The 19,900-nt window shown below is 71.1% G+C and carries 18 protein-coding genes and 3 pseudogenes; 10 read left to right on the top strand and 11 right to left on the bottom strand.

Annotated elements, in window-relative coordinates:
* Positions 1 to 36 precede the first annotated feature (36 nt).
* Together OH809_RS05550 and OH809_RS05545 are read left to right on the top strand one after the other, a co-directional pair.
* Positions 37 to 624: a TetR/AcrR family transcriptional regulator gene (locus OH809_RS05550; RefSeq protein WP_406425361.1), complete on the top strand. Its 588-nt coding sequence runs from the start codon at positions 37 to 39 to the stop codon at positions 622 to 624.
* Positions 625 to 657: 33 nt separating this feature from the next.
* Positions 658 to 1,815 (top strand): acetyl-CoA C-acetyltransferase, encoded by a 1,158-nt coding sequence (locus tag OH809_RS05545; RefSeq protein ID WP_406423451.1) that lies wholly within the window; start codon positions 658 to 660, stop codon positions 1,813 to 1,815.
* A gap of 149 nt (positions 1,816 to 1,964) precedes the next feature.
* Here OH809_RS05545 and OH809_RS05540 read toward each other — a convergent pair whose 3' ends face one another.
* The 4 genes from OH809_RS05540 to OH809_RS05525 are packed head-to-tail and all read right to left on the bottom strand — an operon-like array spanning position 1,965 to position 5,420.
* Positions 1,965 to 3,035 (bottom strand): NAD(P)H-dependent flavin oxidoreductase, encoded by a 1,071-nt coding sequence (locus OH809_RS05540; RefSeq protein WP_406423452.1) that lies wholly within the window; start codon positions 3,033 to 3,035, stop codon positions 1,965 to 1,967.
* Entirely contained in the window at positions 3,032 to 3,805 is a 774-nt protein-coding gene (locus OH809_RS05535; protein ID WP_406423453.1) for a CoA-transferase subunit beta, read from the bottom strand. The genes OH809_RS05540 and OH809_RS05535 overlap by 4 nt, the downstream gene beginning before the upstream one ends.
* On the bottom strand, positions 3,802 to 4,650 hold the full coding sequence (locus tag OH809_RS05530) for a CoA transferase subunit A (protein WP_406425363.1): 849 nt from the start codon (positions 4,648 to 4,650) through the stop codon (positions 3,802 to 3,804). Before OH809_RS05530 ends, OH809_RS05535 begins: the two co-directional genes overlap by 4 nt.
* Before the next feature lie 14 nt (positions 4,651 to 4,664).
* A complete protein-coding gene (locus tag OH809_RS05525) occupies positions 4,665 to 5,420 on the bottom strand; it encodes an enoyl-CoA hydratase family protein (protein WP_406423454.1) in 756 nt (251 codons plus the stop codon).
* Between the two features lie 216 nt (positions 5,421 to 5,636).
* On the opposite strand from OH809_RS05525, the gene OH809_RS05520 reads away from it, so the two are divergent.
* Positions 5,637 to 6,548: an SDR family oxidoreductase gene (locus OH809_RS05520; RefSeq protein ID WP_406423455.1), complete on the top strand. Its 912-nt coding sequence runs from the start codon at positions 5,637 to 5,639 to the stop codon at positions 6,546 to 6,548.
* 140 nt (positions 6,549 to 6,688) lie between these two features.
* Here OH809_RS05520 and OH809_RS05515 read toward each other — a convergent pair whose 3' ends face one another.
* Together OH809_RS05515 and OH809_RS05510 are read right to left on the bottom strand one after the other, a co-directional pair.
* Entirely contained in the window at positions 6,689 to 7,177 is a 489-nt protein-coding gene (locus tag OH809_RS05515; RefSeq protein WP_406423456.1) for a nuclear transport factor 2 family protein, read from the bottom strand.
* Positions 7,178 to 7,218: 41 nt separating this feature from the next.
* Entirely contained in the window at positions 7,219 to 8,076 is an 858-nt protein-coding gene (locus tag OH809_RS05510) for a TIGR03619 family F420-dependent LLM class oxidoreductase (RefSeq protein WP_406423457.1), read from the bottom strand.
* Positions 8,077 to 8,348: 272 nt separating this feature from the next.
* Between OH809_RS05510 and OH809_RS05505 the strand changes: the two are divergent.
* From OH809_RS05505 to OH809_RS05495, 3 genes and pseudogenes are all read left to right on the top strand, one after another.
* Positions 8,349 to 8,930 (top strand): annotated as a pseudogene (locus tag OH809_RS05505) (NAD-dependent epimerase/dehydratase family protein); the annotation flags it as partial.
* Positions 8,931 to 8,949: 19 nt separating this feature from the next.
* Positions 8,950 to 9,141, top strand: a pseudogene (locus OH809_RS05500) (NADH:flavin oxidoreductase); the annotation flags it as partial.
* Between the two features lie 73 nt (positions 9,142 to 9,214).
* Positions 9,215 to 9,571, top strand: coding sequence for a hypothetical protein (locus OH809_RS05495; protein ID WP_406514902.1), 357 nt, complete (start codon positions 9,215 to 9,217; stop codon positions 9,569 to 9,571).
* Here the strand turns inward: OH809_RS05495 and fusA are convergent.
* The gene (fusA, locus tag OH809_RS05490; RefSeq protein ID WP_406514901.1) at positions 9,526 to 11,622 is read right to left on the bottom strand and encodes an elongation factor G; all 2,097 of its coding nucleotides are present in this window, start codon (positions 11,620 to 11,622) and stop codon (positions 9,526 to 9,528) included. The two genes, OH809_RS05495 and fusA, sit on opposite strands and share 46 nt — an antisense overlap.
* 727 nt (positions 11,623 to 12,349) lie before the next feature.
* On the opposite strand from fusA, the gene OH809_RS05485 reads away from it, so the two are divergent.
* The 4 genes from OH809_RS05485 (at position 12,350) to OH809_RS05470 (ending at position 16,131) form a co-directional block, all read left to right on the top strand.
* Positions 12,350 to 13,279, top strand: coding sequence for an NAD(P)H-binding protein (locus OH809_RS05485; protein WP_406423461.1), 930 nt, complete (start codon positions 12,350 to 12,352; stop codon positions 13,277 to 13,279).
* Positions 13,280 to 13,616: 337 nt separating this feature from the next.
* The gene (locus tag OH809_RS05480; protein ID WP_406514900.1) at positions 13,617 to 14,621 is read left to right on the top strand and encodes a zinc-binding dehydrogenase; all 1,005 of its coding nucleotides are present in this window, start codon (positions 13,617 to 13,619) and stop codon (positions 14,619 to 14,621) included.
* A 248-nt stretch (positions 14,622 to 14,869) separates the two neighbouring features.
* Positions 14,870 to 15,628, top strand: a complete 759-nt coding sequence (locus tag OH809_RS05475) for a hypothetical protein (protein WP_406514899.1) — start codon at positions 14,870 to 14,872, stop codon at positions 15,626 to 15,628.
* Positions 15,625 to 16,131, top strand: a complete 507-nt coding sequence (locus tag OH809_RS05470; RefSeq protein ID WP_406423468.1) for a DUF302 domain-containing protein — start codon at positions 15,625 to 15,627, stop codon at positions 16,129 to 16,131. Before OH809_RS05475 ends, OH809_RS05470 begins: the two co-directional genes overlap by 4 nt.
* Positions 16,132 to 16,507: 376 nt before the next feature.
* On the opposite strand, the gene OH809_RS05465 is transcribed toward OH809_RS05470, so the two are convergent.
* The 4 genes and pseudogenes from OH809_RS05465 to OH809_RS05450 form a co-directional block, all read right to left on the bottom strand.
* The gene (locus OH809_RS05465) at positions 16,508 to 17,713 is read right to left on the bottom strand and encodes a cytochrome P450 (protein WP_406423470.1); all 1,206 of its coding nucleotides are present in this window, start codon (positions 17,711 to 17,713) and stop codon (positions 16,508 to 16,510) included.
* A gap of 36 nt (positions 17,714 to 17,749) precedes the next feature.
* Positions 17,750 to 19,123 (bottom strand): NAD(P)/FAD-dependent oxidoreductase, encoded by a 1,374-nt coding sequence (locus tag OH809_RS05460; RefSeq protein WP_406423472.1) that lies wholly within the window; start codon positions 19,121 to 19,123, stop codon positions 17,750 to 17,752.
* Positions 19,113 to 19,322, bottom strand: a complete 210-nt coding sequence (locus OH809_RS05455) for a ferredoxin (RefSeq protein ID WP_406423474.1) — start codon at positions 19,320 to 19,322, stop codon at positions 19,113 to 19,115. The genes OH809_RS05460 and OH809_RS05455 overlap by 11 nt, the downstream gene beginning before the upstream one ends.
* 102 nt (positions 19,323 to 19,424) lie before the next feature.
* Positions 19,425 to 19,861 (bottom strand): annotated as a pseudogene (locus OH809_RS05450) (glycoside hydrolase family 15 protein); the annotation flags it as partial.
* Between the last annotated feature and the right edge of the window lie 39 nt (positions 19,862 to 19,900).

Here is a 19,900-nt window from a genome sequence, read left to right as displayed (position 1 = left end):
AAGCGCAGCGCGCCCGGCAAAGGCGAGAAGACCACGATGAGCCCGTCCCCCGAGCGGCACAGCGAACTCCTGGCCACCGCCGCCGAGGTGTTCGCCGCACAGGGATACAACGCCACCACCGTCCGCAAGATCGCCGACGCCGCCGGAATGCTCGCGGGAAGCCTCTACTACCACTTCGACTCCAAGGAGTCGATGCTCGACGAGATCCTCTCCACCTTCCTGGACGAGCTGTGGGCCGGGTACGACGCCGTACTCGCCGCCGGACTCGGCCCGCGGGAGACCATCGAGGCCCTCATCACCGAATCCTTCCGGGAGATCGACCGGCACCGCGCCGCGGTCGACATCTACCAGAAGGAGTCCAAACACCTCTCCTCCCAGCCCCGATTCCACTATCTCGCCGACTCGCAGATGAAATTCGAGAAGGCGTGGCTGGCAACCCTGGAACGCGGCGTCGCCGCCGAGATCTTCCGTGCCGAACTCGACATCCGGCTCACCTACCGCTTCGTGCGCGACACCGTCTGGGTCGCCGCGTCGTGGTACCGGCCGGGCGGACAGCACAGCCCCGAGGAGATCGCCCGCCAGTACCTGTCCATGGTGCTGGAGGGCATCGCCCTGCGGGACTGACATGTCACTGTGAACACAGAACAAGGAGCAGTCATGGCCGAGGCCTATATCGTCGAAGCAGTCCGTACCCCGGTAGGCAGGCGGAACGGCGGGCTCGCCGCCGCGCACCCGGCCGACCTGGGATCACACGTGCTCACCGCGCTCGTCGAGCGCACGGGCATCGACCCGGCGGCCGTCGAGGACGTCGTCTTCGGCTGCCTGGACACCGTCGGCCCGCAGGCCGGGGACATCGCCCGCACCTGCTGGCTGGCCGCCGGGCTGCCGGAGGAGGTGCCGGGCGTCACCGTCGACCGGCAGTGCGGTTCCTCCCAGCAGGCCGTGCACTTCGCGGCCCAGGGGGTGCTCTCCGGCACCCAGGACCTGGTCGTCGCCGGCGGCACCCAGAACATGTCGCAGATCCCGATCGCCTTCGCCAGCCGCCAGGCCGCCGAACCGCTCGGACTCACCGAGGGGCCGTACGCCGGCTCCGCGGGCTGGCGGGCGCGCTACGGCGACCAGCCGGTCAACCAGTTCCACGGCGCCGAACTGATCGCCGCGAAGTGGGACATCACCCGGGAGCAGATGGAGGAGTTCGCGCTGCGCTCGCACCAGCGGGCGATCCGGGCCATCGACGAGGGCCGCTTCGACCGGGAGATCGTCGCCTACGGCGACGTGACGAGCGACGAGGGCCCGCGCCGGGACACCTCGCTGGAGAAGATGGCCGGCCTGAAGCCGCTGGTCGAGGGTGGCCGGCTGACCGCCGCCGTCTCCTCGCAGGTCTCGGACGGGGCCGCCGCGATGCTCATCGCCTCCGAACGGGCCGTCCGCGAGCACGGCCTGACCCCGCGGGCGCGTATCCACCACCTCTCGGTGCGCGGCGAGGACCCGATCCGGATGCTGTCCGCGCCGATCCCGGCGACGGCGTACGCGCTGAAGAAGACCGGGCTCTGTCTCGACGACATCGACCTGGTCGAGATCAACGAGGCGTTCGCCTCGGTCGTCCTGGCCTGGCTGAAGGAGACCGGAGCCGACCCGGAGAAGGTCAATGTCAACGGCGGCGCCATCGCCCTCGGCCACCCCCTGGGCGCCACCGGCACCAAGCTGATGACGACCCTGCTGAACGAACTCGACCGCACCGGCGGCCGGTACGGCCTGCAGACCATGTGCGAGGGCGGCGGCCAGGCCAACGTCACCATCATCGAACGTCTCTGACGCATCGTCAGGTCAGCATCCGTGCGGGGTGCGGCTCCCGGTCCGGGACGCCGCACCCCGCACGGCGTCGCCCGGATGTCCGGCGCACCGAAGCGCGAGTGCCCGCGGCCGTCAAGGCCGCGGGCACCCGCGCTTCGCCGTGCTCGTTCTCAGCGTGGCAGTGGAAGGGGCAGACCGCGGAGCGTGGCGTCCGCCTCGGCCATGATGCGGTCGACGAGTTCGGCGCACGACGGCAGATCGTCGATCAGCCCCGCGACCTGGCCGGAGGCCATCACCCCGAGATCGGTGCGCCCGTCGACCATCGAGGCCTTGAGCAGCATCGGGGTGTTGGCGGCCAGCAGGACCTGGCTCCAGGTCAGTTCCTTGCCGTGCTTCATCGCCAGGCCGTCGCGGATCATCCGCGCCCAGCCCAGGCCCGATTCCTTCTTGAAGGCCGTGGCGTGCCGGACCGCCCGCAGCAGCGCGGCGGCCCGTCCCGAGCGTTCCAGCGCGTCCACCATTTCGGTGCGCAGCATCCGGTGCGGCAGGCCGTCCACGGCGGTGGTGACGGTCACGTCCATCACTGCCGCGGCCAGATACTTCGCCTTGACCGCCGCGGGCACGGTGCTGTCGGAGGTGAGCAGGAAGCGGGTGCCCATGGCGATCCCGGCCGCGCCGTAGGACAGCGCGGCGACCAGACCGCGGCCGTCGTGGAAGCCGCCCGCCGCGACGACCGGGATGTCCACCGCGTCGACGACCTGGGGGAGCAGGACGGTGGTCGCGACGCTCCCGGTGTGGCCGCCCCCCTCGCCACCCTGCACCACCACCGCGTCGGCGCCCCACGCGGCGACCTTCTCCGCATGCCTTCTGGCGCCGATGGACGGGATGACCACCACCCCGGCGTCCTTCAGCCGCGCGATCAGTTCACGGGAGGGCGCCAGCGCGAACGAGGCGACCTTGACGCCCTCGTCGATGATGATCCGTACTCGCTCGGCCGCGTCCCCCGCGTCCGCCCGCAGGTTGACGCCGAACGGCGCGTCCGTACGGGAGGTGACCTCGCGGACGGCGGAGCGGAGCTGTTCGACGGTCATCGTGGCGGAGGCGAGGATCCCGAGCGCGCCCGCTTCGGCGGCCGCCGTGACCAGGCGGGGACCCGCGACCCACCCCATCCCGGTCTGCACGATGGGGTGGCGTACGCCGACCAGTTCGGTGAAGGGGGTGGTGATGCCGGCGCCGCTCATGCGGGGACCTCGCGCTCGCGCACGCCCTTCGGGTCGATGACCTCGCGGATCAGCCGCAGCTCCGCGGCGGTGGGCTCGCGGGTGTACGGCACCTCGTCGGGGATCGTGAGCGCGAAGCCGGTGGCCTCGGCGACCTCTTCGGCCGTGACGCCGGGGTGCAGGGAGTGCAGCCGCATCGTGCGGTCCGGGGTTTCGAAGTCGAAGACGCCCAGGTTGCTGATGACGTCCGGGATGCGGTGATAGCGGGCCGCGGCGGGGCCGGCCTCGGCGGCGCGGTCGTAGCCGACGCCGCAGACCATGTCGACCCGCTCGACGAACACCCGCGCCGAGTGCCTGGGGATCCAGTAACTCGTCGGGTTGTTCATGGTGTTGAGCGGGGCGCCGCGCACCCCCAGCAGCTGCCGCTTGGGGGCGGCCCAGTCGCCGATGCAGGAGATGTTCTGGTTGCCGTGGCGGTCGATCTGGGTCGCGCCCATCATCACGTGCCGCCGTCCCGTGGCGGTCATGGTCAGATGCTGACGGTACGGCAGCCACCCCTCCGCCACCTCGGACTTCGCACCGACCGCCGGCACGTCGCCGATGAGCAGCGCCTCGCCGTCGGTCAGCAGCAGATCGGGGGAGAAGGTGAGCTTCGCCAGCCGGGCCCCGATCGTGGGGACGGTCCCCATCGGGCTGGCCAGGACCTCGCCCGCGTCCCGCCATGCCTCGGCGCAGGCCACCACGCAGTATTCGGCCCGCGTCGCCGTCGTCGTCCCTGTGCTGCCGCTCACTTTTCCTCCTCGTGGAACGCCGCCACCGCGGCCTGGTACGCGGCCTCGTCCCCGGACAGGAACCGCTCGGTGAACGCCTGCCACGCCTCGGGGTCGCGGGCGGCCTGGACATAGGCCCGTTGGAACGTCTCGTCGCGGTCGTGGTCGGGCACGCACGACGTGAAGTGCGCGCCGTTCGGGGTCTCGACGACACCGTTCACGAACGCCCGCTTGACCAGCAGCGTCTGCGGTCCGTTCGCCTTGAGCAGCTCCGCGGTGTCCACGATTTGCTCGCAGGAGACGTAAGCGGTGTCGGCGGCCTCGCAGAACAGGTCGTCGAAGTACGGGTCGGGGCCGAGGTACTGGGCGTTGCCATGCGCATCGGCGCGGTTGAGGTGGACGAGCGCGGCGTCCAGCCGCAGTGCCGGGACCGCGACGAACTCCTCGCCGTCCTCGTACGGTGAAGTGACCGTCCGCAGCTGCGGGTTGACACGCATCACGTCCGAGGCGAGCCCCGCCCGCACCGGCATGAAGGGCAGTCGCTGCGTGGCGGCGGTCAGCCCCCACATGAACATGGCCTCGTCCAGCTCCACCATCTCGAACGCACCCCGCTGCCGGGCCGCACCGAAGTGCGGTTCGAGGGGGATGGAGTCGAGCGTGGCGAAGGCCGCGACCAGCTTGCGGATCCGTCCGGCGGCGGCGAGCAGCCCGACGTCCGGACCGCCGTAGGAGACGACGGTCAGGTCGGTGACGTCCGAGCGCAGCAGCGCGCGCACCAGCGCCATCGGCTTGCGCCGGGAACCCCAGCCGCCGATGCCGATCGTCATGCCGCTCTCCAGCCGGCCGACCACCTCGTCGGCGGTCATGGTCTTGTCCCTGCTCACGACTGCTGCTCCTGTTCCGTGCCGAAGGTGTCGCGGACGCGGTCGGCCACGCCGCTGAGGTTGGCCTCGAAGGTGAAGCCCTGCTCGAAGCGGTAGCTGCGGCGTACGTCGACCGGGTCGATGCCGTTGATCGCGGCCTTGGCGAAGCGGATCAGTGTCCCGTCCTTGGCGGCGATCTCGCGGGCCAGCTCCAGCGCCGCATCCGGCAGTTGCTCGCGCGGTACGACCCGCCACACGGAGCCGTGCTGGTGCAGCTCCTGCGCGGTGGCGGTCCGCGAGGTGTAGTACAGGGCCCGCATCAGGTGCTGGGGGACCAGCCGGGCCAGGTGGGTGGCCGCGCCGAGCGCGCCGCGGTCCAGCTCGGGCAGGCCGAAGGTCGCGTCGTCGGCGGCGACGATGGCGTCCGCGTTGCCGACCAGGCCGATGCCGCCGCCCAGGCAGAAGCCGTGCACGGCGGCGACCACCGGGACCTCGCAGTCATAGACCGCGGCGAACGCCTCGTAGCAGCCGCGGTTGGCGCCGATGAGGGCGTCGTGGCCGGTCGCGCGCTGCATCTCCTTGATGTCGACGCCGGCGTTGAAGCCGCGGCCCGTGGCGCTGAGCACCACGCATCGCACCTTCGGATCGGCCCCCGCGGCGCGTATCGCGGCGGCCAGGTCGTACCAGCCCTGTACGGGGAGGGCGTTGACCGGGGGGTAGTCCACGGAGACGAGGGCGATGCCCTCTTTTGGGGCGGAGGTGGAGACACCCATGAGCAGATCAGCTACCTTTCCACCAAGCGTTTGTTAGGTTGCAAGCTAGCAGTGATCGGCGTGCGGCGGGAGATGTCCATGGGCAGCGATCGCCGAACCGACCGGATGCGCCGCTTCCGACACCGGCCGGCGGGTTCTGGCCGCAGACCTGGTGCCGTGACCGGCAAAGCTCGCCGGGAGGGGCACTGGATTCGCTCACCGAAAGGACACACACCCATGACCGGACTGTGCACGGGACGCGTCGCCGTCATCACCGGGGCGGGCCGCGGGCTCGGGCGCGCGCACGCCCTCGCCCACGCCGCCGAGGGCGCCAAGGTCGTCGTCAACGACCTCGGAGTGGGCCTCGACGGCACCGGGGGGGCCACCGGGCCCGCCCAGCAGGTCGTCGAGGAGATCCGCGCACTCGGCGGCGAGGCGGTGGCACACGGCGGCGACATCACCACCACCGAGGGCGCGGCCTCACTGATCGCCACCGCCCTCGATGCCTTCGGCCGCCTCGACACCCTCGTCAACAACGCCGGATTCCTGCGCGACCGCATGCTCGTCAACCTGGACGACGACGACTGGGACGCGGTGATGCGCGTCCACCTCAAGGGCCACTTCCTGCCGCTCAAGCACGCCGCCGCGCACTGGCGCGCCGAGGCGAAGGCCGGCCGAACGCCCGAGGCGCGGGTCGTCAACACCAGCTCCGGGGCAGGTCTCCTGGGCAGCGTCGGACAGGGCAACTACTCCGCCGCCAAGGCAGGGATCATCGGTCTGACGCTGGTCGCCGCGGCCGAGATGGGCCGCAACGGCGTCCAGGTCAACGCCATCGCCCCGGCCGCCCGGACCCGGATGACCGAGCAGACCTTCGCCGAAACCATGGCGGCCCCCGAGGACAGCGGATTCGACGCCATGGCCCCGGAGAACGTCTCCCCCCTCGTCGTCTGGCTGGGCTCCGGCGCGTCCGCCGGGGTGAGCGGCCGGGTCTTCGAGGCCGAGGCCGGCCGGATCACCGTCATGGAGGGCTGGCGGCCGGGGCCCACCGCGGACAAGGGAGCCCGCTGGACGCCGGCGGAGGCGGGGGAGGCGGCGCTCAAGCTGCTCGCCGACTCCGAGCCCCCGCAGCCGGTGTACGGGGCGCGCTGACACACCGTCCGTGTCACAGCGCGGTGGTACCCGTCCGGCCGGACGGGTACCACCGCGCCGCGGGGCCTCTCGTCCGGATCACGGGGTCCACGACGCGTCGATGCCGTCACCGGTGCCGGTGACGGCAACGACGCGTCCGCTCAGCCGCGTGCCTTCTCGCCCCGCACGCCGTTGTGCAGCAGTTCGGGGGAGTCGAGGCGCCCGTCGAGGATGCGGTTGGTGCGGGTGGTGACCCGCCAGCAGGTCCCGGTGCGCCGCAGTTGCCAATGGTTGGCCGTGGCCCGGCGGACGATGTACCGGCCCTCCTCGTGCACGACCATCAGCGAGTGGCACACCGCGACCGCCTCGTCGCCGTCGACCGTGACGTGCGGGGGCCCCACCACGTGCGCGCATCCTCCTCGGATCCAGCTCCGGTGGGCATCGGAACGCACCATCGCCCGGATCTGCTCCTGACCGGCGAGGTGGACCTCGTCGATGTCGTACACGCCGTCCGGTTCCCAGAGCGCGGCGACCTCGTCCGCCGCCCCGCTGTCGACGAGCGGCCCGTACGACGCCAGCAGGCGGGCGATCTCCCGCTCGTCCTCCAACTGCCGCAGCCGTGCCTCGAGCGCGGCGATCCGGTCATCCATCATGTTTCTCCTGTCGGAACGGGGGCGGAGATCCGCGGAGTTCAGGTGAAATCGGCGGCGATCGCGGCCAGCGCCTCGACCTGCTCGACGTAATGGGCCGCCGACTCGGCGGCGAGGGAGACGCTCACCAGCGTGGCGCCGGCCTCGGCGACCTTCCGCAGCGCCACCGCCGTACGCTCCCCGTCCCCGGCCGGATCGAGCGGACGGCCTGCGCTGAGGACGACCTCGAAGCCCTCGGGCAGATCGGCCGCATCGACCATCTCCCGCAGCTTCTCCAGCGAGAGCCCGAACGGGACCCAGCCATCGCCGTACGTCGTGGCGCGGCGCAGCGAACGCGGTGTGCGGCCACCGATCCACAGCGGCACCCGCTCCTGCACAGCATGCGGCTCCACCATGAAGCCCTCGAAGTCGAAGTGCTTGCCGTGGTACGCCGGTTCGCGCTGCGACAGACCGGCCCGCAGCGCCGCGATGGCGTCGTCCGCGATCGCGCCCCGGCCCTCGAAGGCCGCGCCGAGAAGGGCGAACTCCTCCTCCAGGCTGCCGACACCGAGCCCCAGGACGAGGCGGCCGCCCGAGATCCGGTCGAGCGTGCCGTAGCGCTTCGCGATGGCCAGCGGATGGTGGTAGCCGAGCACCAGGACCTGGGTGGCGAACCGGATGCGGCTGGTGCGGGCGGCGAGGTAGCCGAACGTGGCGAGCGGGTCCCAGTAGGTCCCCCCGCGCTGCTCGGCGATGCCGGTGGGGACGGCCACGTGCTCGGAACAGGTCAGGTGGTGAAAGCCGAAGCGGTCCGCGGCCTCGGCGATCGCCCCGAGCTCCTCGATGCCGGCGGTGCGCTCCCAGGGGGAGTGGGCGCCGGGGACGGCCGTGACGACGGGACTGGTGATTCCGAGTCGCATGGGCACCTCTTTCGTACGGTACGGGAGCTCACATCCAAACCGGTGAGGCGGGCACCGGGCGGGCCTCGTCCCGGTGGGCGGGAGGCGTTCGCCGCCGTCCCGCCCGCTTCCCGGTCACCGGGAACGGGCGTCCCCGCTCCCGCACGCTCCCCGTAGCGTCGGATGCGGACCCGAGTCCCGGACGAACGGTCCGTCCGGTCCGGCCCGCCGGGCTCCGGTCGGACGGCGGTCCGCACGTCCGACCCTGGGATGTTTCGATGTGAGGAGATGCCATGACCCGCTGCGACGCCGTGACCGGAGCCGGCTCCGGGATCGGAGCGGCCCTCGCCGCACTGCTACGGGCGCGGGGCGACCGTGTGATCGGGGTCGACCTGCGGGGTGCGGAGATCGAGGCCGACCTGGCCACGCCGGACGGCCGAGCCGCGGCGGCCGAGGCCGCGGCTCGGGCGGCCGACGGAGTGGTGGACGCCGTGGTCACCTGCGCCGGCACCTCGGTGCCCGGCGAGGCCATGGTGACCGTGAACTACTTCGGCAGCACCGGGTTCGTGACGGCCCTGCGGCCCGCCCTCGCCGCATCATCGGTCCCGCGCGTGGTGCTGATCGGGTCCATCTCCGGCACCCAGCCGGCGGACCCGGCCGTCGTGGCGGCCTGCCTCGCCGACGACGAGGAGACCGCCCTGGTCCACGCCCGGGCAGCGATCGCGGACGGGCGGGAGCGGCAGCTCTACCCCTCGTCGAAGTCGGCACTGGCCCAGTGGGCCCGGCGGACCGCCGTCGCCGAACGGTGGGCCGATGCCGGAATCCCGGTGAACGTGGTGGCCCCCGGCGTGGTGCTCACCCCGATGAGCGCGGGACTCTTCGACGATCCGGCGAGCGATGGCCCGGGCACTGCTGCGGGAGCCCGACCTGGTGAACCGGATCCAGGCCGACGCCACCACCCCGTCCCTGTGCATCCACTGCAACAAGTGCATGCCGACCAACTTCACCGGCACCCGCTGCGTCCTGGTCGACCGCAGCACCACCCGGCGTCAGGACTGGGGCAGGCCCGCCGGTTACGTGTCGTGAGGCGCGCCGCCCGGGGACGGGCGTCCTGACCAGCGAGCGCGAGGGCTCGGACAACACAGCTGAGGAGGGGCCGATGACCGGCAGTTGGGACGCCGTGGGGACCGCAGCGGCGGTCAGGAGCGGTGAGGCGGACGCCCGCGCCGTGGTGGAGGACGCGATCACCCGCATCGAGCGGCTCAACCCCGAGTACAACGCGGTGATCCACACCCGGTTCGACCGGCGGGGCGGCGGTGGGGCGGCGACCGATTCCGATCGGTATCCGGCAGCACTCCCACCGCCACCGCCGCTGACCGCTTCGGCGGTGGGCAGTGCCGTCGGCGCGAACTGTCGGGGCGCGTGCGTGACGCGGCCCCGCCCGCGTACGGACGGGGCCGCGCCCCGCGGCTACCGGCCCGTCGGCCCGTGCGGCACCGTGGCAGCCGGGGCGTAACCGGTGGCCCGGGTGGTGAAGGTTCCCCGGCCCTGCGTCCGGCTGCGCAGCCGGGTCGCGTAGCCGAAGAGCTCCGCCAGCGGCACGGTCGCGGTGACCACCGACGTGCCGGCCCGCGCGGTCGAGCCCGAGACCCGGCCGCGCCGCGCCGCCAGGTCGCCGAGCACCCCGCCCACGGCGTCGTCGGGCACGGTGACGGTGACCTCCACCACCGGCTCCAGCAGCACCATCGCGCTGTTGCGCAGCGCCTCACGGAGCGCGAGCCGGCCGGCCGTCCGGAACGCCATCTCCGAGGAGTCATTGGAGTGGGTCGCCCCGTCGGTCAGCGTCACCCGCAGCCCGGTCACCGGATGACCGCCGAGCGGGCCCTCGGTCAGGGCATCCCGGCAGCCGGCCTCGACCGCCCGCACGTACTCCTGCGGCACCCGGCCCCCGACGACGGACGACCGGAACACGAAGTCCGCCCCGCCGCCGGCATCGTGGTCACCGACGGCCTCCAACGGCTCCACGTCGACGACGACATGAGCGAACTGCCCGGCGCCGCCGTCCTGCTTGACATGCCGGTACACCAGTCCGGACACGCCACGGACCACCGTCTCCCGGTAGGCCACCTGCGGCCGGCCGACGCCGACCTCCAGCCCGTGAGCACGACGGATCTTCTCCACCGCGACCTCCAGATGCAGTTCCCCCATTCCCGACAGCACCGTCTGACCCGTCTCGGGGTCGGTCCGGACCGTCAGCGAAGGATCCTCCTCGACCAGCCGCGCCAGCGCCGACACCAACCGGTCGGTGTCGATGCTCCTGCGGGCCTCGACCGCAACGGAGACGACCGGATCGGCCACGGAGGGCGGTTCGAGAACCAGGGGCGCCGCCGGTGCGCACAGCGTCGCCCCGGCACGTGCCGCCTTGAGCCCGATCACCGCGACGATGTCCCCGGCCACCGCCCGGTCCACGTCGGAGTGTTGCCCGGCCCGGACCCGCAGGATCCGGCCGATCCGCTCGTTGCGCCGCGCGCCCACGTCCAGCACCGCGTCCCCCTTCCGGATCGTTCCGGAGTACACACGCAGGTACGTCAGCCGCCCCGTCGCGGTCGAGTTCACCTTGAACACCAGCGCGGCGAACGGCGCGGCCGGGTCGGCGGGCCGCTCCTGCTCGGCGCCGTCCAGGGTGCCGCGTACCGCCGGCACATCCAGCGGCGAGGGCAGATAGGCCACAACGGCCTCCAGCAGCGGCTCGATCCCGCGGTTGCGGTAGGCCGAACCGCACAGCACCACGACACCCTCACCGGTACGGGTCAGGTCGCGCAGCGCGGCGGCCAGCGTCCCTGCGGAGACCGTCGACTCCGCACAGAACTCCTCCAACGCCACCGGATGGAGTTCCGCCACGGTCTCCGCCAGCAGCCGACGGCGCCGAAGTGCCTCTTCCCGCAGGTCGTCCGGCACCTCCCCCTCCTCGTACGCGCCCCGGCCGTCGGCCCAGACCAGCGACCGCATGCGCAACAGATCCACCACCCCGGTGAACCCGTCCTCCGTCCCGATGGGCAGCTGCACCACCAGCGGGACCGTGTGCAGCCTCTCCCGTATCGACGCGACCGCCGCGTCGAGGTCGGCACCGGCACGGTCCAGCTTGTTGACGAAGGCGATGCGCGGCACCCCGTGCCGATCGGCCTGCCGCCACACCGACTCGCTCTGCGGTTCGACCCCCGCCACGGCGTCGAACACCGCGATCGCGCCGTCGAGCACCCGCAGCGAGCGCTCCACCTCGTCGGAGAAGTCGACGTGGCCCGGGGTGTCGATCAGGTTGATCCGGTGACCGTCCCAGTCACAACTCACCGCCGCGGCGAAGATGGTGATGCCGCGGTCGCGTTCCTGCGGATCGAAGTCGGTGACGGTCGTGCCGTCATGGACCTCGCCCCGCTTGTGGGTGGTGCCGGTGAGGTAGAGGATCCGTTCGGTGACGGTGGTCTTGCCGGCATCGACGTGGGCGAGGATGCCCAGATTGCGAACGCCGGTCAGCGGACTGGTGAGTTGACGGTGCAGTTCGGTACGCACGGCCCATGGCCCTTCGGGGTGATCCGGATGCGGGGCGGCGCGATTCCCGGACGGACCGGCCTGCGGTCAGGCCACGCGTGAACCCCTGATGCGGCACACCGCATCGGTGCACGGCCGCACCGGCGGCCCAACACCTTTGGAAAGAGGCTCAGTTGTTCGTCACGGAGATCCGGTACCGGCCGCGCAGCGGGCACCGGACGCACGAAGACACCAGGATCACCTCGTACCGCGACGGGGGGACGACGGCGGCGGTGCGGTAACGCATGGCCGGTCTCCCCTCACTTGTCACGGTGCGCGCCGCGATGGTGGCGCAGCGGGCGATTCGTGGCGAGTGTAGTGAACCGGGTGCGGGCAGGTCACCGGGTTTTCCCGGCCGACGCTTCCTTCGCGCGCGCCGACCCGGTCGTGGCGACGGTGCCGCTGGACGTCGAGGACGTCGGCATCGTCCTCATGGGGCAGAAGGCAGCCGCGGGCGACGTACCCGGGGGCATCGCCGCACCACCAGTGCACCCGGGTGCTTGCAGGCGTTCAGCGGGCCTTCCACCGGCGCAGCGCGTGCCTGCCGCATCTGCGCCACTGCGCGGGCGGGATCGGCACGGGCTGCCCACCCCTGGTGACCATCGCGTTGAGTATGCCGATCCCGTCACCTGAGCCGACTGTTGTCGCAGCGCCGACGGCTCGTCGGGCTCCAGTTGCGCCCTGGCTGAGGGCGCCGCAGGCTGCTCACATGGACCGCACCCCGGAAGCCAGCGTTCTGCCCATTCTGGTGACGGGCGCGGCGGGCAGCGTCGGCGCCGTCGGACGATCCGTGGTCGAAGGCCTTCGGCAACGGGGCCTGCCTGTTCGGGCCATGGTGCGTCGCGATGACGAGCGGGCGCAGGCGCTGCGCGCGACGGGTGCCGAGGTCGTCGTCGGAGACCTGACGCGTGCGGGCGATGTCGCCGAGGCCCTGGCCGGCTGCGGACGTATGTACTTCGGCATGGGCGTGTCGGCGCAGTATCTGGAGGCTGCCGTGACGGTGGCGGCCGTCGCGCGTGCGTACGGGCGCCTGGAAGCGTTCGTGAACATGTCGCAGCTGACGGTCTCCGAGATGGACCTCACCAGCACTTCCGAGTCGGTTCAGCAGCGGCAGCAATGGCTGGTGGAGCAGATCCTCGGCTGGTCAGGCCTGCCCGTCGTCCAGATCAGGCCCACCGTGTTCCTGGAGAACCCGTTGTTCCGTGTCGGCTTCTCCTCGATCGCACGGAACGGCACCATCAGACTGCCCTTCGGCCAGGCGAAAACCTCCCCCGTGGCGGCCGGCGACGTCGCCGCGGTCGTGGCGGAGATCCTGGCCGATCCTGCCCCGCACATTGGCCGGATCTACGAGCTGACCGGCCCGCGCTCGCAGGACGTCGCCGCCACGGCGGCGGAGGTTTCCGCAGCTCTGGGCCGACCGGTCGGTTACACCGACGTCCCCCTGCAGGAGTGGATCGACGACGATCTCAGGCCGTTGGGGCTGCCGGACCACGTCTTCCAGCACATCTCCACCATGGCTCGCCTGCATGCGGAGAATCGCTACGACCGCAAGGCGGAAGGGGTCGAGCAGGTCATCGGGCGGCCTCCTGCGGGGGTGGCCGACTACGTCCGTGAGAACCCCAGCCTGTTCAGCCCCTGAAGCCGCGTCCTCGTCGTGCGTTGTCCAGCGTGTCCTGCGTTGCGGGCCGATCGTTGGAGGCGCCGGCCGACCATCGTGCACGGGTCCGGCCGCCACACGGGCACCGGATTGATTTCCCACGCCGAAACCGTCCCGGGAAGGACCCGGCCTGTGAGTGACGGACTCCTTGCCCCGGCAATCGCCACGACCGGTGGCAAAGACCGCCCGTACGGCGCATGCCGAGTGCACGACGGAACCCTCGTTCCGCAGTGCACTCGGCGGAGAGCAACCGGTGCTGCAGGACGTCGGCCGACGCCCCGGCCAAGACCTGTCCGTACCAGCGCAGAGGAGGAGAATCATGAACCGTCGTGTTGTCCACACCCGTGGCGGGTTGCCCGCCGACGTCCTGACCGTCATCGAGGAGCCGGAGCCGACAGCGCCCGGGCGCGGCCAGGTCCTCATCCGCACCACGGCCTTCACGGTGCATCCTGGTGATCTCCAGGCCATCGAGGCCTACCCAGGTAAGGCTGCACAGCCGGTTCCGGTCGGCCTGGAGGCAAGCGGCGTGGTGGAGGCGGTCGGCCCGGGAGCGCGCGTGGCGCCGGGGGTCGAGGTCGGTGGCCGCGTAACGGTCTTCCCACAGCCGGGGGCGTGGTCCCAGTGGATCGTGGCGGACGCCGAGGTGGTCGTCGCCGTACCGGACGGGTTGTCGGACGAGGTCGCCGCGCAGATGCTGGCGAACCCGCTCACCACGGTGATGCTGCGCCGTGAGGCGCAGGGGCACCTGGCCTTCGGATACGACGGTCTTCTGGTGCAGACTGCCGCGGGCTCATCGGTCGGTCGGCTGGTGACGGGCGTGTGCCAGTTTCACAACCTGATGCTTGTCAACCTCGTCCGCAGCGACCGCGGTGCCGCCGAGCTGCGCAAGCGGTTCCCCGACGTGCCGGTCGTGTCGACAGACCATCCGGGCTGGGCCGACGAGGTCCGCAAGGCAGCCGGCGGCCGTCCGGTCAGTGTGGCCTTCGACCCGATCGGCGGGAAGCTGGCGGAGAGCCTCGTGGACCTGTTGGCGCCGGGCGGGAAACTGGTCAGTTACGGGCTGATCGCCGAGGAGCCGATCTCGGTGCACGCGTCGACGCTGCTGAACAAGTCGCTGACGTTGCGGGGCACGAACATCGGCCGGTGGCTGTCGGAGGCATCTGCCGAGAGGCGGGCATCCGACGTCGCCACGGCGAAGCAGATCGCGCTGAAGCTCACGGACCAGTTCGAGGTGGCCGCCACGTACGGCCTTGGCGAGCTGGCCACCGCAGTGGAGCACGCTGTAAGGCCCGGCAAGGTCGGCCTCGTTCTCGTCCGCCCCTGATGGCCGCCGGAAGGCCCGGTGGCCCCCGGGTTCGGTGACCGTCAGTGGATGTCGATGCGGAGGAGGTCCGCGAACTGCCGCAGCGCCGCTGGCACGGTCCTCAACAGCGCCCGCCGCGCCGCCCTCGCCCAGGCAGAGCTCCGCGATTCCGATGACCGGCTGCTGGCCCGGGCCACCAGCGGTTGCATGCCCTTCCCGCTCCCTGCACGCTGACTGCCATACGCATCGCGACGGAAAGCACCCGGTCCATGAGTGACGAACTCCTCGATCTGGCCATCGCCACCACCGGCGGTCAAGAACTCTGGGACACCCTGCGTTGCCTGAAAGTCGACATTTCCATCGGCGGCCCGATCTGGGCGATGAAGGGCTGGCCGCCGGAGAAGACGTTCGACCAGGTCCTGACGCTCGACACGGTCAGAGAGCACATCGTCTTCAGCCCGTTCACCCGCCCCCACCAGCGGATGGTCTTCGACGCCGCCGCCGACAGCGTCACGATGCAGACCCTCGACGGCGAACCGGTCGAGACCCTTGCCCCTGCACGCGCCAGCTTCAAGGGAATGCTGCGCAACAGCACCTGGGACGCTCTACACCTCGGTTACTTCCTGGGTTACGCGTGCTGGAACTACTTCACCACGCCGTTCCTGTTCACCCGTCCGGACGTGCGGGTCCGCGAGATCGAACCGTGGCGTGAGGCCGGGCAGACCTGGCGGCGTCTGCAGGTGCGCTTCCCACCCGAGATCGCCACGCACAACCCCGACCAAGTGTTCTACTTCGACGCCCTCGGCATGCAACGCCGCATGGATTACATCGCCGAAGTCAACGGCAGCACCCTCGTCGGCCACTACACCAGCCGCTACCAGAGCTTCGACGGGCTGCTCGTGGCAACGCGGCGGCGAGTCTTTCGCCGGAACCCCGACAACAGCGTCAACCTCAACCTCCCTTCCATCACGCTCGACATCCACGATGTCGAGGTCGTCCACTCCGACCGCGAACAGGCACAGCCATGACCATGGACAATGCCGTCATCGACCACCCCGCCCGGCGGCTGGTTGTGGCGCTTCCCCGTCCCTACGACGCAGCCCGCGAGCACTACGAAACCCTCATCCCCGAGACCGATCTCCACCGCTTCTTCCAGATGGCCTCCTGGCAGGCCACGCTCGAGCTGGCCGAGATCAACGCCCCGCACGGGTTCATGCGCTACTACCGCAGCGACATCACCGCCGTCATGGCCGGCTCGCCGTCCCCCTGGAAGGCCACGCAGTATCTGATGGGCAACCACACCATCGCCGAACGCATGTTCCGCCACGACTCGTCGGTCATGCTGCACGCACCACTGCGGACCCTGCTCTACGCGGACCCCGACGGCGACACCAAACTCGCCGTCGACCAGCCCAGCCTGCTGTTCGCCAGCTACAGCAACCCGCGGATCGCCGACGTCGGCCGCGAACTCGACGCCCTACTCGCCCAGCTGATCACCCTCCTCGGCGGTGACGCGCCTCCCCAACTGTGACCCTCCCCGGTGCCCGGCCCCGGGCGCCCCGGCCGGCCCCAGCCTCCGTCGGCCCGCCGCGGACGTCGGCCCTGCGCCCCAGGGCTGCGCCTGGCCGCCGGCCGCCGGATCTTCGTGGGCACCTCAGCGGCCTCGGCCGCAGGATCCTGGTCGAGAGCGAGCCCGGTTTGTTCAACCCAGCCACGACCGTAACCGCCCAGCGAGCACACGACCGGCTCACTTGCCCCAACCGCAACGACGAAACGGAGATCAGCTCACGTATCGCCCTCTTCAGGCCGACGGGCGTGTCAGATAGAACGCTTACACGCCCCGGCCAGGTGAAGCGGGCGGACTGCAGCGGCAACGGCTCGAGAAATCTTCGGTCCGTTCGCAGGAGTCAGGCGGGTTGTCGCAACTCGATGGGCAGGTGGCGGGGTCCGCGCAGCATAGCGTTCTGCCGGTAGGGGGGCGGGTCCTGGAGGAGGGTTGCGGTGGTGAGGCGGGGGATCAGCGCACCGAGGGCGGTCTGGGCTTCGATGCGGGCGAGCGGTGCGCCGTAGCAGAGGTGGATGCCGCTGCCGAAACCGAGGTGCTGGTTGTCGGTGCGGCCGGGGTCGAACCGGTCGGGGTCCTGGAATCGTTTGGGGTCGCGATTGCCTGAGGCCAGGGCGAGGACGACGGAGGTGCCCTTGGGGAGGGTGATGCCGGCGATGTCCACGTCGTCGAGTGGGATGCGTTGGCGCATGTGGACCGGGGGTTCGTAGCGCAGCAGTTCCTCCACCGCGCTGGGGAGGAGGGCGGGGTAGCGGCGCAGTCGGTCGAGCTGGTCGGGGTGGCGCAGCAGGGTGAGTACGCCGTTGGTGATCAGGTTGACCGTGGTCTCGTGTCCGGCGATGAGCAGCAGCACGCCGGTTTCCGCCAGTTCCTCCCGGGTCAGCTGGTTGTCCGGGTCCGGTTCGTTGATGAAGGCGGAGAGCATGTCGCCGGTGGGGTGGCCGCGGCGCTGCTCGGCGAGGTTCACCAGGTATTGGCCCATTTCGATCCGTGCCTGGTCGCCGGCCCGGTCCTGCTCGGTGGTTTCCTCGCTGGCCCTGACGTCGGCGGAGGCGACCACGGCGTTGGACCATTCCCGGAACAGCGGCTCGTCCTCGCGCGGGACGCCGAGCAGTCGGCAGATGGCGGTGACCGGCAGTGGGTAGGCGAAGTCGTCGACGATGTCGATTTGTGTGCGGTCCTGGAGCCCGTCGAGCAGCTCTGTGGTGATTTCGGTGATCTGGCCGCGCATGGCGTCGATCCGGCCTGGGCTGTGCGGCGGCCCGAACGGCCGCATGGCGAGGGTGCGCAGCCTGTGGTGCTCGGGGTCGTCGAGGCGCAGGAACGGCAGCTTCGGAGCCTCCTCGGGCGAGTTGGTGAGGCTGCGGGGATCGGCACTGATCCGCGGGTTGTGGAGCAGAGCGGCGATCTGGTGGTAGGTGCCGACGAGGTAGCTGCCGTCCGCCTGCTGCACGACAGGACCGGCTTCGCGGAGTTCCGCGTACAGCGGGTAGGGGTTGGGACGGTTGGCGTAGTCGGTGATCCGTTGCAGCAGGGTCTCGGCGGACATGGGCTTCGGCTCCTCGGGGTTGGGCGGGTGAGCGGGTCAGCCCGTGGCCGCCACCATGATCAGCCGGCGGTCGGGCAGGTGACCGGTGAGCGCCACGGTGGGGCCGTGGGAGAGCCCCTTCGGGTCCGGCACATCGGAGGGAACCGGGATTTCGGCCGCGAGCGGGCGGTCGGACGCGCCGGGCGCGGGCGGGAACGGGGCCGCGGTTTCGATGAGGTGCTGGTAGTACTCAAGCGACTTGGCCATGTTGACGGTGACCGCGGCGGTGACCCGGCCCTTGTAGCCGTAGACCATCGCCAGGCGGCGCTCCTCCAGTGAGCCCTGGGCGAGGACCACCTGGTCGGAGAAGGTGGGCACGCCCACCGACTTGATGTTGAGCCCGAACTGGGTGGACCAGAACGTTGGGAGGGCGAGGTGCGGGCGGCGCAGCGGCCCGGTGTTGACCATGTTGTGGGCCGCCACCTCGGCCTGGACGACCGCGTTGCCCCAGTGCTCCAGGGAGAGCAGCTGGTAGTCGAAGAGCGGGTGGGGGAAGCGGGAGACGTCGCCGGCCACGAAGACGTCGTCGGTGACGATCCCGTACATGTCGAAGGCCCGGCACCCGGCGTCGCAGGTGATGCCGCGCGGGCCGGCCGCCAGTCCCGCGTCGGCCAGCCACTCGACGTTGCGGACCGCCCCCAGCGCCACGACGCACACATCCGCCTCGACGCGGCTGCCGTCGGAGAGTTCGGCGCCGGTGAACCGGCCGTTGCCGTCCCCGCGCAGGGCGGTGACCGTCACACCGCAGCGCAGGTCCACGCCGTGGTTTCGATGCATGGCGGCCGCGAGCTTGGACAGGGTGCCGCCGAGCGCGCCCACCAGGGGTGCGGGGCCGCGTTCGGCGACCGTGACCTCGATGCCCCGCTCCCGGCAGCCCGAGGCGATTTCCGAGCCAGTGAAGCCGCCACCGACCACCAGCACCCGCCGCGGCCCGGCGGCCAGCCGCTCGGCCAGCCCCGCGGCGTCCTCCCGGGTGCGCAGGGTGAACACGCCGTCCAAGGCCCCCTCCTCCGGATTGGGCCAGGGCCGCGCCCGGGTCCCGGTGGCGATCAGCAGCCGGTCGTACGGCAGCGACTCGCCGTTGGCCAGCGCCACTCGCTTCTCGATCGGGTCCAGTCCGGTGGCGGGGGTTCCCAGCCGCCACTCCGCCTCCGGGTCCCGGCGCATGGGCAGCCCGGTGGTGTCCGCCGCCGCCTGGCCGAGCAGAACCTGTTTGGACAGCGGAGGTCGGTCGTAGGGCGGATGGGGCTCATCCCCGACCACGGTCAGTGAGCCGGTGAAGCCCTCCTCGCGCAGCTTCTCGGCGGCCCGCAGCCCGGCCAGCGACGCGCCGACGATGACGATCCGGCCGTTCCGAAGGTCACCGGCCACTGGTGCTCACCTCGTCGCCCACGAGGATGGCCTGGACCGGGCACGCCGCCGCGGCCTGGCGCACGCGCTCCAGCTGGTCGTCAGGGACGGCCGGGGTGTACAGCAGTCCCTCCTCCCCGTGCAGCTGGAACACCTTCGGCGCGAGGAACACGCACTGTGCATAGCCCTGGCAGCGCGTGAGGTCCACAACGGTCCGCATTCCACTGCTCCCTTCGTCGCCTTACCCCCTGTCCGTGTCCAGAGTGAGGGAGGAATCGGGAGCTCGCCCGGCGAAGACACGGAGGCCACGGGACCGAACGGGTCAGCCCAGGGCGCGGTCGAGGTTGAAGGCGGCGCTGATGAGGGCGAGGTGGGTGAAGGCTTGGGGGAAGTCGCCCTGCTGTTCTCCGATGTGGCTGATCTCTTGGGCGTGGACGCCGAGGTGGTGGCGTAGGTGAGTATCTTCTCGAAGGCAAGGCGGGCCTCGTTGAGGCGTCCGTTGCGGGTGAGGGCCTCGACGTACCAGAAGGAGCAGATGGAGAAGGTGCCTTCCTCGCCTTCCAGGCCGTCCGGGCTGGCCTCGGGGTCGTACCGCCAGACCAGGGAGTCGGACACCAGCTCGTCGCTGAGTGCGTCGAGGGTGGACAGCCATACGGGGTCGGTTGGGGAGACGATCTTGGTCAGCGGCATCATCAGCACCGCGGCATCCAGCACGTCGCCGTCCTCGTACTGGACGAACGCCTGCCGGGCAGGCGACCACCTGGACACGCCGCGAAAGCGAACTTCGACGAGAGTCGC

Source organism: Streptomyces sp. NBC_00873 (genome assembly GCF_045207415.1).
Classification (GTDB): Bacteria; Actinomycetota; Actinomycetes; order Streptomycetales; family Streptomycetaceae; genus Streptomyces.
This window is presented reverse-complemented; position numbering and strand designations above follow the sequence as displayed.

Coding starts and splice junctions, on each gene's coding strand:
- OH809_RS05485 (WP_406423461.1), top strand. CDS start 12,350: ATGGACCGCACCCCGGAAGCCAGCGTTCTGCCCATTCTGGTGACGGGC.
- OH809_RS05480 (WP_406514900.1), top strand. CDS start 13,617: ATGAACCGTCGTGTTGTCCACACCCGTGGCGGGTTGCCCGCCGACGTC.
- OH809_RS05510 (WP_406423457.1), bottom strand. CDS start 8,076: ATGCGACTCGGAATCACCAGTCCCGTCGTCACGGCCGTCCCCGGCGCC.
- OH809_RS05495 (WP_406514902.1), top strand. CDS start 9,215: ATGACCGGCAGTTGGGACGCCGTGGGGACCGCAGCGGCGGTCAGGAGC.
- OH809_RS05470 (WP_406423468.1), top strand. CDS start 15,625: ATGACCATGGACAATGCCGTCATCGACCACCCCGCCCGGCGGCTGGTT.
- OH809_RS05475 (WP_406514899.1), top strand. CDS start 14,870: ATGAGTGACGAACTCCTCGATCTGGCCATCGCCACCACCGGCGGTCAA.
- OH809_RS05525 (WP_406423454.1), bottom strand. CDS start 5,420: ATGGGTGTCTCCACCTCCGCCCCAAAAGAGGGCATCGCCCTCGTCTCC.
- OH809_RS05530 (WP_406425363.1), bottom strand. CDS start 4,650: ATGACCGCCGACGAGGTGGTCGGCCGGCTGGAGAGCGGCATGACGATC.
- OH809_RS05455 (WP_406423474.1), bottom strand. CDS start 19,322: ATGCGGACCGTTGTGGACCTCACGCGCTGCCAGGGCTATGCACAGTGC.
- OH809_RS05465 (WP_406423470.1), bottom strand. CDS start 17,713: ATGTCCGCCGAGACCCTGCTGCAACGGATCACCGACTACGCCAACCGT.
- OH809_RS05550 (WP_406425361.1), top strand. CDS start 37: ATGAGCCCGTCCCCCGAGCGGCACAGCGAACTCCTGGCCACCGCCGCC.
- OH809_RS05540 (WP_406423452.1), bottom strand. CDS start 3,035: ATGAGCGGCGCCGGCATCACCACCCCCTTCACCGAACTGGTCGGCGTA.
- OH809_RS05520 (WP_406423455.1), top strand. CDS start 5,637: ATGACCGGACTGTGCACGGGACGCGTCGCCGTCATCACCGGGGCGGGC.
- OH809_RS05545 (WP_406423451.1), top strand. CDS start 658: ATGGCCGAGGCCTATATCGTCGAAGCAGTCCGTACCCCGGTAGGCAGG.
- OH809_RS05515 (WP_406423456.1), bottom strand. CDS start 7,177: ATGGATGACCGGATCGCCGCGCTCGAGGCACGGCTGCGGCAGTTGGAG.